This is a genomic window from Halopenitus sp. H-Gu1, assembly GCF_041821145.1.
Taxonomy (GTDB): domain Archaea; phylum Halobacteriota; class Halobacteria; order Halobacteriales; family Haloferacaceae; genus Halopenitus.
Genome location: NZ_JBGUBC010000008.1, coordinates 103,480 through 116,911 on the forward strand (window position 1 = coordinate 103,480; position 13,432 = coordinate 116,911).

The window sequence follows — 13,432 nt, forward strand, 5'->3', positions numbered from 1 at the left end:
GACGTCACTCGAAGACAAGTCGATCGTCGTTCACTCGAAAGTTTTACAACCTTAGTTGATGTTGTGCAATTTGTATTTATTATGACGACCGCGATCGACGCCACGACGGAGACCGTATCCGGCGCCGCGCCGGGGACGATTCACGGGCGGATCGACCACGCGCGCGTCGAGTTCACGCCGACGAGGATCGCCTTGGGGATCATGCTCGTCGCGGCCCTCGGGTTCGCGCTATTGTTCATCCAGGAGCCGATGGTTCACGACTCGATGCATAGCTTCCGACACGCGGCCGGCGTCACCTGCCATTGAGGATGCTCGCCGAGTACGTCCTTCGCGGGCTCAAGGCGGGGGTCCTCGCGGGGCTCGTCTTTGGCCTCTTCGTGGCGATCGTCGCCAATCCGTTGGTCGCGTTCGCCGATGAGCTCGGCCACGGCGAGACGGCGATCGAGGCAGGTCACGAACACGACGGCAGTAGCGGCGATGGCGTCGTTCCGTCGGCGGTCACGAACGCGGTGAGCGTCGTCTCGGGAGTTCTCTGGGGGATCCTCCTCGGCGCGACGGTCTTCGGGGCCGGCTTCTACCTCCTGGAGCCGATCCTTCCCGGCGGGCCGAGATCGGTGATACCCGACTCCGCCATGGCCGCCGCCGGCTTTCTGTCCGTCTCGGGAGTGCCGTGGCTCCTCCTCCCGCCGCAGCCGCCGGGCGTCCAGCAGTTCCTCGCCGTATCCACCCGCATTCGTCTGTACGCCGGACTGCTACTTCTCGGCACGGTCTGTTGTCTGCTCGCGCTGTTCGTCTTCGATCGCCTCTCGCGGAAGCGTGGACGGTCGACAGCCCGCGCCGCGATCACTGCGCTGTTGCCGTTCGGTCTGCTCGCCGTTCCGGTCGTCCTTGCGCCCGCGAATCCGATCGAGAATTCGCTTCCTCCGGAGCTATCGGCGGGACTGGTGGGAATGACCGTGTTCGGACAACTGTTGCTGTGGGCCGTTCTCGCGAGCGCCCACGCATGGCTGCGCCGTGGGCCGTCGGGCGAATCGCTGGTCGAGCCGAATGGATCGACGATCGAACCGGATGGATCGACGGCCGAGCGTTCCCAGACCGCATCGACGAACGTCGAGTCGGCGGTGAGTGGGGACTGATGCAGGATCGAACCGACGACGTCCACGCGAACGGCTTCACCGACCATGTGCTGGTCTGTACGACCGAACGGGACCCCGAATACGCCTGCTGTGGGAACGCGGGCGGTGAGGCGGTCCTCGAGGCGGTGAAGACGTGGCTTCGCGACCGGGACGTCTTCTGGTCGCGGATCCACGTCGCCGAGACGAGCTGTCTGGGTCTCTGTAGCGAGGACGGGACCGCGATCGCGATCCATCCGCGGAGCCGATGGTACTCGGACGTGACACCGACGGACGTGCCGGAACTTCTGGCTGCCGAGTTCGGCGAGGACGCTTCGGGCGTCTCACGATCAGGGATCGAGAGGAATGAGGAGCGAAAAGAAGAGAAGGAGGAGGAGAGTGGAAAAGAAGAGAAGGAGAAGAAGGAGGGGAAGCAGGAACCCGCGATCGAAGCCGTCGCCGAGGAGTGAATTGACGGCTTACCCGTTCACGAATAACGACGGATCACGACGGCGGACTCGGGACTCACAAGGGACCGAAATGCGTCTCCGTATTCAATACTCAAGCGTGGAAAAAACGAATTCGACGTCCAGCATCGCCGCGAGGCGGCGATCCGGTATCGGAATTAGTTGCGGACGACGTTCGTCGCGCGCGGGCCTTTGGGGGCGTCTTCGATGTCGAAATCGATGTCCTGTCCTTCTTCGAGGTCCGGGGCGCCAACGTCCTCCATGTGGAAGAAAACGTCATCGTCCGCATCCTCAGTCGGAATTCCGATCGATCGCGGGACCCGTGGTAGGTGGACCGTCCGTTACTCCTCGGCCGGGAAGGTCTCGTGGAGGACGTCGTGGGCGTCCGCGAGCCCCTCGAGAACGCTTTCCCCCTGGTCGGTCAAACGCCGGACGGCGCGTTCGGCGTCGCGAACGGCGACGAGTCGGCCGCGCAGGTAGTCGTATTCGGGATCATCGGGGTCGGTCTCGGCGATCTCGGCTTCCAGATCGACGAGAGCCGCATCGAGATGGCGCTCGATCGCATCGAGCGTCTCCGCGTTCGCGAGGGCCTCGATCGGGCCCTCCAAATGGCCTTCCAGTTCGGCCTCCGCGTGTTCGCGGGCGGTTCGGTCCCCGGTACCGAGGACGTTCATCACTCCGAGTCGAAGCGCTTCGAGTTCGTGACAGCTCATGTGGTGTGTCGTGTCCGTTGTTTCGATTGGTTCGGCGTGTTTCGCGAGCGGTTCACAGCGTTACGTCGACCAGATCGGAGACGATCCGTCCCCGATCGAGGTGCGAGGAGACGATGCGTTCAGCGTCGGTCCCGTCGACGTCTCCGTACCAGACGCCATCGGGATAGACGGCCACCATCGGTCCGTCTCCGCAGCGTCCGAGACACGACGAGCGGGTAATGCGCGCCTCGCAGGCGTCGGAGTCGCGAGCAGCCTGGCGTAGTCGTTCGAGAACCGCCGGCGCTCCGTCGGCCGCGCACGTCTGATTCGTACAGACCGCGACGTGAGCCTCGGGCGCGTCGTGGGCGTGCGGTTCCGCGTCGACGTCGTCCCGATCAGCGTGGGACTCCCGGTGTGTCATCGCTCGGAGCATCGCTCGGGCACCGCCGACATCCTCCTCGTACCCGTCGAGTTCGACCTTGTACTTACAGGTGTCACACGACATCTCGACGCTGTCGGTGCGGGCCGCCTGCCAGCGATCGCCGAGCACGTCGAGCAACCGCGAGTCAGTCCCGAGCGGGTCGCCGGCCGCGGCGTCGACATAAGGGTATTCGTCGTCGAAGGCGGCGGTCCCGTCACGGATCCGCTCGGTCAACACGCCATCGCCGAGCATGTATGGGAGCACGATGATGGCGTCCGGGCGATCCGTGGCGATCCGGTGAAGCGTCTCATCGAGACGGGGCTCGGTCACGCCGATGAAGGACGCAGCAACGCGATCGAAGCTGCGTCCCTCCCGAAGCAGTCGAGCAAGCTTGTGGACGTCACCGTTGGCGTCGGGATCGCTCGATCCGCGGGCGCAGACGACGACGGCGACGTTCGCGTCCGCGCGGTCGACTTCCAGGTCGTCCTCGACGGTCGTAGCTCGATCGTCGAGCAGGTCGACGATCGCCGGGTGGATCCCGAGATGCGATCCGTTGTGGATCTCGACGTCCGAATGAGCGGATCGAGCCGTCCGGACCGCAAGCGGGACGTCGGTCTTCACATGGCTCGCGGCAAAAAGCGACAATTGGACGACGGTGATTCGCGAGACTGTCGCGGCCAGTCCCGCGATCGCCTCGTCGATCGATGGGGACGCGAGTTCGATGAAGCCGGCATCGACCGGGATCCCGAGCCGCTCCTCCAGGCCGGCCGCGAGTTCCCGAACCTGCTCATTCGAGCGCTCCCGACGCGATCCGTGGCCGACCAGAAGCACGGCTTCGTCGTCGCGATCCATCGCGGACACCGGGGTCGTTGGGGCAGCCGAACGAGTGGCGTCGGAATTCGTCGTCATCACGTGTCCTCCAGGTCGCCCACGTCGGATCCGGTCGCACGCTCGATGCTCCGGCGAAGCTTCGCGCGTCGATCGGCCGCGTAGAGTCCGGACTCGTCGCTTCCGGTGTAGAGCCACTCGGCGAACGCGGAGACGTCCGCATCGTCAGCCAGCCCGAACCAGTAGCCGTCCGAGGAGGTTTCCGAAAGGTCGTCGGTCGGGATGTGTGGCTCGGCGGCCGACAGCTGCGAGCGGATCGTCCCGAGGAGCGCGCGGTCGTCGTGGACGAAGGAGACGCCGACCGAAGCGGACGACTCCCGAAAACAGACCGTACCGCAGGCCTCGAACAGTCCTCGAAGGAGTTGAGAACGGTGGTCACGGAAGGCGTCAAACCGGTACCCACCGGGCTGCCCATCGATCGGGAGCCCGAAGGCAGCGCTCGCGCGCTCGGCCGGCGCGCCGATGGCCTGCAACTCGTAAGCGTCCTCGAATCGAACGATCGAGGCGTCGTGGGCGGACTCGCGGGCGGCGATGCGATGGTCGGTCCCCGTCCGGCTGGTTCCCGCGATCGCGGCGAGCGCGTCGGCCGCCGTCTCGTCGCCGGCGCGGGTCGTGATGCAGTTTGCGGTCAGTTCGCCGTCGCCGGCTACCCGACCCCAGAAGTACGCCGTTTCCGGGGTCGCCGCGAGCAGGTCATCCGCCGGCTCGATCGGAGGGGATGCAGCTGTCGGATCGGCGTCACTCATCGGTGGCCACCTCGTTTGCTCCACTCGCTTTTGCTTCCGTCATCATATCGTCCGTCGCTACCGCCACCTCGATCGCGTCGACCGGACAGGCTGTGGCAGCCCGTTCGGCGTCAGCCAGCCGGTCATCGGCGAAGCGAGCGACGATCGTTCCGTCGGTGATCTCGCTATCGCCGATCGTCGCCAGCCCGTCGGCGGCTTCTCGGAACCGGTCGTCACGGACGAGACAGGCGAAGATGCCCTCGCAGGCGTCCCGATCGAGGGTCACGCGGTAGGGCTCGTTTTGACAGGTGGAGTCAGTAGTCATACTTGGACTCGTATCCGCGGGGGGTCACCATTCGATCGTCCCAGACGTACGTCTCCTCGTTGCCGACGAGGATCGTCGTCGTCATGTCGATCAAGTCGCTTTCGCCGAGCGCCTCCAGCTCACCGAGTTCGACGATCTCCACGCGCTCGTCCTCACGACCGGCGCCGTGGACGATCCCGACCGGCGTCTCCGGGTCGCGGTGGTCAAGCAGGATCTCACAGCACGTTCGGAAGTTCTCGCGACGCTTGCGGCTCCAGGGATTGTAGATCGCGATCGTGAACCCCTCCGGAGCGACCGCGTGGAGCCGGGATTCGATCTTCTCCATCGGCGTCAAGTGGTCCGAAAGCGAGACGCTGACCGTGTCGTTGACGAGGGGTGCACCGAGACGCGCACCACACGACTGGGCGGCGGGCACGCCGGGAACGACCTCGAAGTCGACCGATTCGGCGGTCGCACCCTTCGACTCCAGGATCTCAAGCGCCAGACCGGCGAGCGCATAGACGTTCGGGTCCCCGCTTCCGACGATCGCGACGTGGTGGCCGGCAAGCGCCCGGTCGATCGCCTCCTCGGTGCGGGAGACCTCCCCGCACATCGGCGTGTCGTACAGCTCCTCTGCCGACTCGATCACCTCATCGGGGAGGAGGTCGATGTAGGTGGTGTATCCGACGACGTGGTCGGCCGCAAGAAGGGCTCCTCTGGCGCGTGCGGTCATTCCCTCCGGCTCGCCGGGACCGAGCCCGACCGCCACGAGGCGACCCGGATCGCCCTCGAAGTCATCGACGGTCGATTCGACGTTCTCATCGGTCGCGTCCCGCTTTGCAGCGGCAGCGTCCGACGTCGACGCCCCGCAGCCGGATCCGGAGTCGGTCGGGGAGTCGGAGGCGGCCTCCGAACTCGATCCACCACACTTCGAGGAGGAGGCGGAGGCCGCCGAGCGCGAATCGCTCGACCCGCCACAGGTCGCGGGGCCCGAGTCGGTGGCGGTATCGGTCGTTTCGATCGCGTCGTTTGTCCCCACCGTCTCGGTGGAGTCAGCGTCCGTCTCAGTCGTGTCTGCGTCCGTCTCGGTCGTTTCACCGTTCGTCTCGGTCGTGTCGGTGGTGTCGTTCGTGCTCATGATCAGAAATCGTCGACGTCACGCCCGCCGCGCGGGGTGACGAGATGTTCGCCGTGGTCGTTCTCCCAGACGGTCGTCTCGTGAGTGCCGACGAGGATGGACGTCCCCATCCCGCTGACCTCCTCGTCGTGGTCGGTTGCCTCGCCAAGGGTAGTGATCGTGTGCGTCTCGTCCTCGAGGTTGCGCCCAGCGTCGCCGCGGCCGGCATCGTTGAAGATGCCGACGGGAACGTCGTCGGATCGCTCCTCCCGAATCACGTCGATCGCGCGCTCGTAATCCCGCCAGCAGTTGTACAAAACGATCACGAACCCGCTGATCGCGGCTGCACGCAGTTTCTCCTCGATCTCCGCCCAGCCGCGCCACTTGTCGGACAGCGAGACGGTGCAGAAGTCGTTCGACAGCGGTGCACCGAGGTTCGCCGCACCGCCGAGCGCCGCGGTCACACCCGGGACGACCTCGATCGGGACGTCACGAGCGTCCTCGGCGTCGGCCATCGTGAACAGGAGGTCGCTTTTGCCGTAGACGTTCGGGTCCCCCCCGGAGACGTGTGCGACGTCCTCGCCGGCACGAACGCGCTCGAAGGCCTCCTTCGCCAACTCGATCTGGCGTCCCATCGACGATCGAACGAGCGTCTGGCGGGCCCCGTCGGGACGTTCGAGAACGGTTCCGGAGTCATCGTCAGGATCGTCCGTACTCGTCCCAGCAGCCGCATCATCGATCTCGGCGCTCTCGGGGGGGAGGGTCCCGTCGCGTCGCAGGAACTCCTGATAGAGGTTCGAGGCGATCACGCAGTCGGCAGTGGCGATCACGTCTCGTGCTCGCTGAGTCATCGCGTGCGGGAGCCCGGGACCGATCCCGACGACGTAGAGGGTTCCGAGACCGTCAGTACCTACCTCCCCGCTTCCCGCGTCGTGAGCCGCCATCCTATCGCCCCACCGCCACGGTCACGGCATCGTCGAACCGCTCCTTCTCGCGGACGAGTTCGTGCTCGCGACCGCCGGCGATCGCCGACGCCTCCGCGATCCCCGGCCAGCCGATCAGCTCCTTCGAGCGGGACGGGGAGGGCCCCTCGAACGCCTCCAGAGTCTCCTTCTCGAAGAGAACGACTCCGGCACCGATCGCCTCCGCCGCCGCATAGAGCCCCTCCTCGCCCTCCTTTCTGGTTCCAGTGGCGACGAAGTCTATGTTCTCAACGGTCAAATCGAGGTCGTCGAGCGCGGCCTCCCAGGCGTCGAGGACCTGCTCCTCGTCCACGCCCGAGACGGTCCCCGTCCCGATCACGACGCGATCGTCGCTTTCGCCGCCCCCGTTCCGCTTGAGGACGGTCACGTCGTCATCGACGAGGACCGCCCGAGGTCCGTCGAGGCGGGCGACCGGGCCGAGTTCCTCGTTGAGGACGGCGAGGTTCGTCGCCACCGTTGAGTCGCCGTTGACGACGTGGCTGTCGAGCGCCTTGGCCCTGCTCTCGACACCCTGTTTGCCCGCCGCCTCGCTGGCGGTGGTCATCGCCGGAACCGCACCGAGCGTCGAGAGGTCGTGAGCGACCTGGTTGGCGCCGTGGTGGCCGCCCGTAATCGGGATCGCCCAAGTGAGTTCCTCGTCGACCACGACGATAGCGGGGTCGTCCCACTTGTCGTCGAGCAGGGGCGCGGTCTTTCGCATCGCGATCCCCGATGCCATGAGTCCAACGAAGCAGTCGTATTCACCCCAGTGGTCCGCGAAAACGTCGCCGTGATATTCGATGACGTCGATGCGGTCGTACTCCTCGCCGAGCCCTTCGACGATCTCCTCGGCGGTGTCGAGCTTGCGCTCGAAGCTCACGATCGCTATCTCCTCGGCCACTTCACCGTCCGAATCCGGCGTGGAACAGCTCGCTCCCGAGTCGTCGTCGGTAGTGTCGGCGTCTGCGTCAGCGGTCTCGGTTCCGTCCGTTGGGTTGTTCTCGTCCGTCGGGTCGGATTTGTCGGTGGGGTTGTTCTCGTCCGTCGATTCGACGTCGTCGGTCGTGCGGTCTGTGTCCGTACTCATCGGTAGATTACGTCGGCTTCATCGGTGGATCACATCGATCTTCATCGGTGGATCACATCGATCTTCATCGGTGGGTCCCTCGGTCAGCATTGGTCAGTCGCCCGCCTCGTTGGCCTCGATCGGGTCCGTCGATTCCGTCGTCTCGGATGCCTCGGCCGCCTCGTCCGTCTCGTCCGCGGTCGCTCCGCGATTCGCCCAGTCGCCGTAGAGGTACGACCGCTCGTAGCCGGCCTTGCGTGCCGCATCACCGATGACCACGAGCGCGGAGGCACGATAGCCGGCCGACTCGACCGCGGCGCCGATCGTCTCGATCGTTCCCTCGATGACGTCCTCGTCGGGCCAGGAAGCATGATAGACGACAGCCACCGGCGTCTCGGGGTCGTGGCCATCGTCGAGGAGCCGGTCCATCGTCTCGGGGATCGCGTGGGTGCCGAGATAGATGCAGGTCGTCACGTCGCCCATCTCGACGAACTCGCCGATGTGGTCGTCCTCCGGATCGAGCGTCCGTCCCTGTGGGCGGGTGAACGCGACGTGATTGGCCACGCCGTTCAACGTGAGTTGGGTCCGCAGCGTCGCGCTGGCTGCGAACGCCGACGTGACCCCAGGAACGAGGAACGTGGGAACGCCTTCGTGTTCGAGCGCATCCATCTGTTCGAGGGCCGCGCCGTAGATCGCCGGGTCGCCGCTGTGGAGTCGGACCACGTTTCGCCCCGCCTCGTGGGCGTCTCGCATCAGCGGGACGAGCTCCTCGAGGTCCTTCCCGACACTCGAAACGCGCTCGGCGTCCGCACAGTACGCGTCGAGAAGTTCGCTATTGACGAGCGAACCTGCATGGACCACGAGGTCCGCCGACTCGATGAGCTCACGACCGGTGACCGTGAGGAGCCCCGGATCCCCGGGACCGGCGCCGACGAACGGGATGCCCTCACCCACTTCGCCCGCGGACCGCTCGTGGATCCGGGGGTCACGATCGACCGCCCCAGCGGCCGTCTCGGCGTCGATCGCCTCCTGCGGATCGACCTCTCCTTGTGGATCGACTTCCCCTTGCGGATCGGTGACGTCCTCGGAGTCGGTCGCCGTGACATCCTCGGAGTCGGTCGCCGTGACATCCTCGGAGTCGGTCGCCGTGACATCCTCGGAGTCGGTCATCTCGACGTCCTCCGGTTCCCACATCGTGACCGTCTTCCGGCGGCGACGGAGCCTCCGCCGACATCGACGTCCCCACAGGCCTCGCTTTCGGCGATCTCTCGACGTCCAACGTCGGTCTCGGCGACGGCTGGATCAGTCGCTGTCGTCGATTCGGACTCGAAGGCCGCGGTCGCCGGAGTCCGATCCGAACCGGCATCGCGTCGCTCCGCGTACGCGAGCGTGTAGTAGTCACGATCGGCGAGGTCGTCGGGGTCGTCAGTGACGACCGTCTCACCCTGCTCCATGTACAGCCGGCGGCCGTACAGGACGTCGTATCCAGCCTCCGAGAGCTTCGCGTGGGTCGCGGGGACGTCCGTGACCTTGAACAGGACCATGCGATCGGGGCCGGTCGGGGCCGCGCCGCGGGCCGCCTCCCTGAGCGCGAGGCTCGATCCGGCGGCGACCTCGACGCCGAGCGCGGTCGTGAAGGCGGTAACAGCGCTCACTCCGGGGACGACCTCGACGTCAACCTCGGGGTGAAATGCCGCGAGCGTTCGCCGGAGATGGCCGAACGTCGAGTAGACGTTCGGGTCACCGAGCGTGACGAATGCCGCAGTACCCTCGCGAGCATTCGGAGCGATCTCCGCGGCAGCGACCTTCCAGGCCCGCCGAAGCTCCTGATCGTCGCGGGTCATCGGGAAATCGAGATCGCCGATCCGGGAGTCGGGGACGTGTTCGGTCGCCACCGAGCGCGAGAGGCGACCCGGCGAGTAGACCACGTCGGCCCGTTCGAGGATCTCCCGTCCGCGGACGGTCACGAGATCGGCGTCGCCCGGCCCGAGCCCCACGCCATAGATGGTCATCGCTCACCCCCGTCCGCGGCGACGGTGTCGTCGATGGAGTCGTCGGTCCCGTCGACGCCGCCGATCAACATGTATACCGGATTGTCCGAATCGAAGCTCGTCGCGCCGGCCAGTTCGTAGCCGTGGCTCACCTGGAACTGGAGGACCCCCTCGAGAAGGCCCCGATCGCGGAACGCCTCGGCGGCGGCACCGGCGACTTCGAGCCGGGAGACGTTCATGATAACGCGATCGACGCCGATCTCCAGGGCGCGATCGAGGACGGCCTCGTAGTTGCGGCTGCCCCCGAGAAAGAGCACGTTCGCGTCCGACGGGATCCCTGTCGGCGCCGCAGCCTCACAGAGGACGACGTCCGCAAGCTCCGAATCTGCGGATCCTGCATCCCCGGATTCCGAATCCGCGGGTGTCCGGGCGGCATCGATCCCGTTCGCGGCAAGGTTTCGCTCCGTGACTGTGAGCCGCTCGGGCTTGCGTTCGATCGCGGTCACCCGATCGGCCCGGCGGGCCGCCTCGACGGTGACGGCGCCGGTACAGGAGCCGACATCCACGAAGTGATCCGTGGTATCGAGGTCGAGTTTGTCGAGTAGGACGGCCCGAACCTCCGGTTTCGTCGGCCCGGCCTTCGCGTCGTGGGGAAGCGAGACGTTCGCCATCGACAGATACAACTCGCGTGATGCCTAAAACAATTTTGGTTGTATTAACACTCTCTCAGTTGTCTAATAGCCGGAGGAACCGAAGATTGGCACAATCTCACCAGAATTGAGCCAAAGGTATTTGAGTTACACGGACGGAATTCGGGTAATGGCGGGAAACGCGGAGCCAACGGAGGAGTTCGGCGTACTCCAGAGTAAACGAAACGCCACCAGGTATCAAATCCTGGTCGAGATCGCCGAGCGCCAGCCGGCAGTCAATCAGCGGGAGATCGCCGACGCGATCGGCATCACCGCCCAGGCGGTAAGCGACTACCTCCGGGATCTGATCGAGCAGGGGTACGTCGAGAAGCACGGACGGGGGCGCTATGAGGTGACGAAGGAGGGCGTCGACTGGTTGATATCCAAAACCGAGGAGCTTCGCGGGTTCATAACCCACGTCTCCGAGGACGTGATCGGGCAAGTCGAGATCGAGACGGCGATCGCCACGACCGATCTGGCGGAGGGAGAGACCGTCACGTTGACCATGCGTGACGGGGTTTTGCGTGCGATGGCCGGCGATACCGGCGGGGCGACCGCGGTCGCGGTGACGGACGCAAAGACGGGTACTGACGTCGGGATCACGAATTTCGAAGGGGTCGTCGAGTACGAACTGGGAACCGTGACAGCGGTCTCCATCCCACACGTCCGCGACGGCGGAAGCTCGGCGATCGATCCCGACCGGATCGTGGATCTGGCCGCTGACCACGACCTGATCGCCGTCGCCGGCGTCGAGGCGCTCGTGGCCGCCAGGACCGCGGACGTCGATCCCGACGTCAGATTCGGCACCGTGGGAGCGGTTCGGGAGGCGGCGACGAAGGGGCTCGACGTGTTGCTTCTGGTGACGACCACCCAACTTTCCGCCCACACCGACGAGCTCCGCGACGGGAACGTGAGCTACGAGGTCGTCGACGCCGCCGAGGAGTGATCGCTCCCGATCGGCGATTCCGATCGGCGAGGGATCAACTCACGCGCGCGACTGCCCGCACCGGCGCCCCGTCGCCGTCGGCGATCGGAAGCGGAAACGCGTAGAGGACGAACCGCTCGGGAAGCCCCGAAAGCGCCGTGAGGTTTTCGATGATCGGCAGATCCGAGCCCAAGAGCGCGTGGTGAACGGGGAATCCGTCGGGCTCGTCGGGGTCGGCGGCCGGAGTGGGCGTCGGATCGGGGTTGAGGGAGTCGACGGCCACCCCGCAGTTCGCCTCCCGAAGCCGCCGTGCGGCCGCCGGCAAGAGGTAGGGATGATCGAGATAGCGATCATTCTCCCGGTGATCGGTCGCCCAGTACTCGTCCCACCCCGTTCGCAGGACTACGATATCAACGTCGGGATCGTCGATCCCATCCGGAAGACGGTCGGGGCCGATCGGTTCGCGTGCGGAACATGGCGTCACGTCACGAAAGCGGGCGGTGAAGACGTACTGGCCGATCGGCCGGTCCGCGAGGACCCCACCGTCGGGTTCGGTATGACTCGGCGCGTCGATGTGCGTCCCGGTGTGGCTTCCACACCGAATCTCCTGGACCGAGAACCCGTCCTCCGGTATCGTCGCTGCCGACGTCACGGAGACGTCGGGGTCGCCGGGAAACGTCCGCATGCCGGTTTCGATCCGATGGGAGAGATCACGATATCCATCGACCATACGGTGGCTTCGTGGCCCGACTCCAAGTAGGTGGGCGATCGGAAATGCGAGCAGCAGGATTTCACTGAACCGATCGCACCACCGATCGTCGACGGCCGCCGTCGGATACGGACGACGATCACCGCCGATTCCGGACGATCGTGGCGTTCGATCGGGACGGATGGAGTGTCATAGCCGAAAAATCTGACCACAACAATCATGCGACCACCACCCGCAGATGGTGGCAACTCATTTCCACCCATGACTGACACGAGACGATGCCGCCGGGGAGGACTCGGATCAACGATCACGGACGCGAGCGACGCCGGGACGACGGAGGCGGACACGTGACCCGGGAGATGCGCGCCGACGAGTTTCGTGAGGCGCACCCGGCATCGGCGATCGAACTCCCGTACGCGGGGATACCGACATTTCTCAAGGCCGACCACCACGACGTCGATGCGCTCGGCGAGTACGACGTCGGGGTGCTCGGGGTCCCCTACGACGCGGCGGTAAGTAACCGCTCGGGGGCCAGACACGGTCCGCGGGGGGTCAGGGAGGCGAGCGGCTGGTGGGCGTACCTCTCGGGATACAAGGGTGGAGTAACGAACATGCGGACGGGCGAGTCGGTTGACTTCGATGAACTGGCCCTGGCGGACTGCGGGGACGTTCCCGTGTTTCCGATGGATCAGGAAACGACGGCCGAAAGCATTACCGCCCACGTCGCGACGGTGGCGGAGCAGGCGTTTCCGGTGTCGATCGGCGGGGATCACTACTGTACATACCCCGCATTCCGTGGGTTCGCGGAAGGTGCGGGACACGACAGCGTCGGCCTAGTCCAGATTGACGCCCACACAGACACCGTCTCGGAGAGCCCGATCTTCGGTCGCGAGTTCCACGGGTCGAGCGCAGCACTCATCGAGGACTCACAGTACGCCGACTTCGAGACGGTGAGTCAGGTCGGGATACGTGGCTATGAATCCCCGGCGTTTCTCGAATTCGCCGAGGAAACCGGACTCAACCTCTTCGCGATGCCCGAGGTCGACGAACGCGGGCTGAAAACGGTGATCGAGGAGGCGATCGCGGCCGCAGCCGACGGGACCGACGCCGTCTACGTCACCTTCGACATCGATTCGGTCGATCCGAGCGTGGCTCCCGGAACCGGCACCCCCGAGCCCGCAGGCCTGTCGGCCTCGCAGGCGCTTACGGCGATGGAGGTTCTCGGCGCACACGACGCCGTCGGCGCGGTGGACCTGATGGAGGTCGCCCCGCCGCACGATCCGACCGGGAACACCTCGCGGCTGGCGGCGAACCTACTCGTGGCGTTCCTCGAGCGGAGGTTCGCGGCCTGAGTCGGAGTCGGG

Annotated in this window: 17 protein-coding genes; 5 read left to right on the forward strand and 12 right to left on the reverse strand. The window is 65.8% G+C overall.

Features of this window, described 5'->3' with window-relative positions; translation table 11 throughout:
* Positions 1-81: 81 nt before the first annotated feature.
* From ACERIT_RS08135 to ACERIT_RS08145, 3 genes are read left to right on the forward strand one after another with little or no spacing between them, the layout of a single operon-like run.
* A complete protein-coding gene (locus ACERIT_RS08135) occupies positions 82-306 on the forward strand; it encodes a CbtB domain-containing protein (RefSeq protein ID WP_373674343.1) in 225 nt (74 codons plus the stop codon).
* Between the two features lie 2 nt (positions 307-308).
* The gene (locus tag ACERIT_RS08140) at positions 309-1,136 is read left to right on the forward strand and encodes a CbtA family protein (RefSeq protein ID WP_373674344.1); all 828 of its coding nucleotides are present in this window, start codon (positions 309-311) and stop codon (positions 1,134-1,136) included.
* Positions 1,136-1,582 (forward strand): ferredoxin, encoded by a 447-nt coding sequence (locus ACERIT_RS08145; RefSeq protein WP_373674345.1) that lies wholly within the window; start codon positions 1,136-1,138, stop codon positions 1,580-1,582. The genes ACERIT_RS08140 and ACERIT_RS08145 overlap by 1 nt, the downstream gene beginning before the upstream one ends.
* 155 nt (positions 1,583-1,737) lie before the next feature.
* On the opposite strand, the gene ACERIT_RS08150 is transcribed toward ACERIT_RS08145, so the two are convergent.
* The 11 genes from ACERIT_RS08150 to cbiT form a co-directional block, all read right to left on the reverse strand.
* Entirely contained in the window at positions 1,738-1,887 is a 150-nt protein-coding gene (locus ACERIT_RS08150) for a cold shock domain-containing protein (protein ID WP_373674382.1), read from the reverse strand.
* A 33-nt stretch (positions 1,888-1,920) separates the two neighbouring features.
* On the reverse strand, positions 1,921-2,292 hold the full coding sequence (locus tag ACERIT_RS08155) for a DUF3209 family protein (protein WP_373674346.1): 372 nt from the start codon (positions 2,290-2,292) through the stop codon (positions 1,921-1,923).
* 52 nt (positions 2,293-2,344) lie between these two features.
* Positions 2,345-3,544 (reverse strand): CbiX/SirB N-terminal domain-containing protein, encoded by a 1,200-nt coding sequence (locus ACERIT_RS08160; protein WP_373674383.1) that lies wholly within the window; start codon positions 3,542-3,544, stop codon positions 2,345-2,347.
* 56 nt (positions 3,545-3,600) lie between these two features.
* Complete coding sequence (locus ACERIT_RS08165; protein WP_373674347.1) at positions 3,601-4,326, reverse strand: cobalamin biosynthesis protein; 726 nt, start codon at positions 4,324-4,326, stop codon at positions 3,601-3,603.
* Positions 4,319-4,630 carry a ferredoxin gene (locus tag ACERIT_RS08170; RefSeq protein WP_373674348.1) on the reverse strand — a complete coding sequence of 104 codons (312 nt, stop codon included), beginning with the start codon at positions 4,628-4,630 and terminating at the stop codon, positions 4,319-4,321. Before ACERIT_RS08170 ends, ACERIT_RS08165 begins: the two co-directional genes overlap by 8 nt.
* Positions 4,620-5,747, reverse strand: coding sequence for a precorrin-3B C(17)-methyltransferase (gene cobJ, locus ACERIT_RS08175; protein WP_373674349.1), 1,128 nt, complete (start codon positions 5,745-5,747; stop codon positions 4,620-4,622). The genes ACERIT_RS08170 and cobJ overlap by 11 nt, the downstream gene beginning before the upstream one ends.
* 2 nt (positions 5,748-5,749) lie before the next feature.
* Positions 5,750-6,670: a precorrin-3B C(17)-methyltransferase gene (locus ACERIT_RS08180; protein WP_373674350.1), complete on the reverse strand. Its 921-nt coding sequence runs from the start codon at positions 6,668-6,670 to the stop codon at positions 5,750-5,752.
* A gap of 1 nt (position 6,671) precedes the next feature.
* Positions 6,672-7,775, reverse strand: coding sequence for a cobalt-precorrin 5A hydrolase (gene cbiG / locus ACERIT_RS08185; protein ID WP_373674351.1), 1,104 nt, complete (start codon positions 7,773-7,775; stop codon positions 6,672-6,674).
* Between the two features lie 93 nt (positions 7,776-7,868).
* Entirely contained in the window at positions 7,869-8,924 is a 1,056-nt protein-coding gene (locus ACERIT_RS08190) for a cobalt-precorrin-4/precorrin-4 C(11)-methyltransferase (RefSeq protein ID WP_373674352.1), read from the reverse strand.
* Entirely contained in the window at positions 8,921-9,766 is an 846-nt protein-coding gene (locus ACERIT_RS08195; protein ID WP_373674353.1) for a cobalt-factor II C(20)-methyltransferase, read from the reverse strand. The genes ACERIT_RS08190 and ACERIT_RS08195 overlap by 4 nt, the downstream gene beginning before the upstream one ends.
* Positions 9,763-10,416: a precorrin-6Y C5,15-methyltransferase (decarboxylating) subunit CbiT gene (cbiT, locus tag ACERIT_RS08200; RefSeq protein ID WP_373674354.1), complete on the reverse strand. Its 654-nt coding sequence runs from the start codon at positions 10,414-10,416 to the stop codon at positions 9,763-9,765. The genes ACERIT_RS08195 and cbiT overlap by 4 nt, the downstream gene beginning before the upstream one ends.
* Positions 10,417-10,564: 148 nt before the next feature.
* Here cbiT and ACERIT_RS08205 point away from each other — a divergent pair, with 148 nt between their 5' ends.
* On the forward strand, positions 10,565-11,380 hold the full coding sequence (locus tag ACERIT_RS08205; RefSeq protein ID WP_373674355.1) for a MarR family transcriptional regulator: 816 nt from the start codon (positions 10,565-10,567) through the stop codon (positions 11,378-11,380).
* 34 nt (positions 11,381-11,414) lie between these two features.
* Here ACERIT_RS08205 and ACERIT_RS08210 read toward each other — a convergent pair whose 3' ends face one another.
* Entirely contained in the window at positions 11,415-12,089 is a 675-nt protein-coding gene (locus ACERIT_RS08210; protein ID WP_373674356.1) for a cyclase family protein, read from the reverse strand.
* Positions 12,090-12,415: 326 nt separating this feature from the next.
* On the opposite strand from ACERIT_RS08210, the gene ACERIT_RS08215 reads away from it, so the two are divergent.
* Positions 12,416-13,420 (forward strand): agmatinase family protein, encoded by a 1,005-nt coding sequence (locus ACERIT_RS08215; RefSeq protein ID WP_373674357.1) that lies wholly within the window; start codon positions 12,416-12,418, stop codon positions 13,418-13,420.
* Positions 13,421-13,432 lie beyond the last annotated feature (12 nt).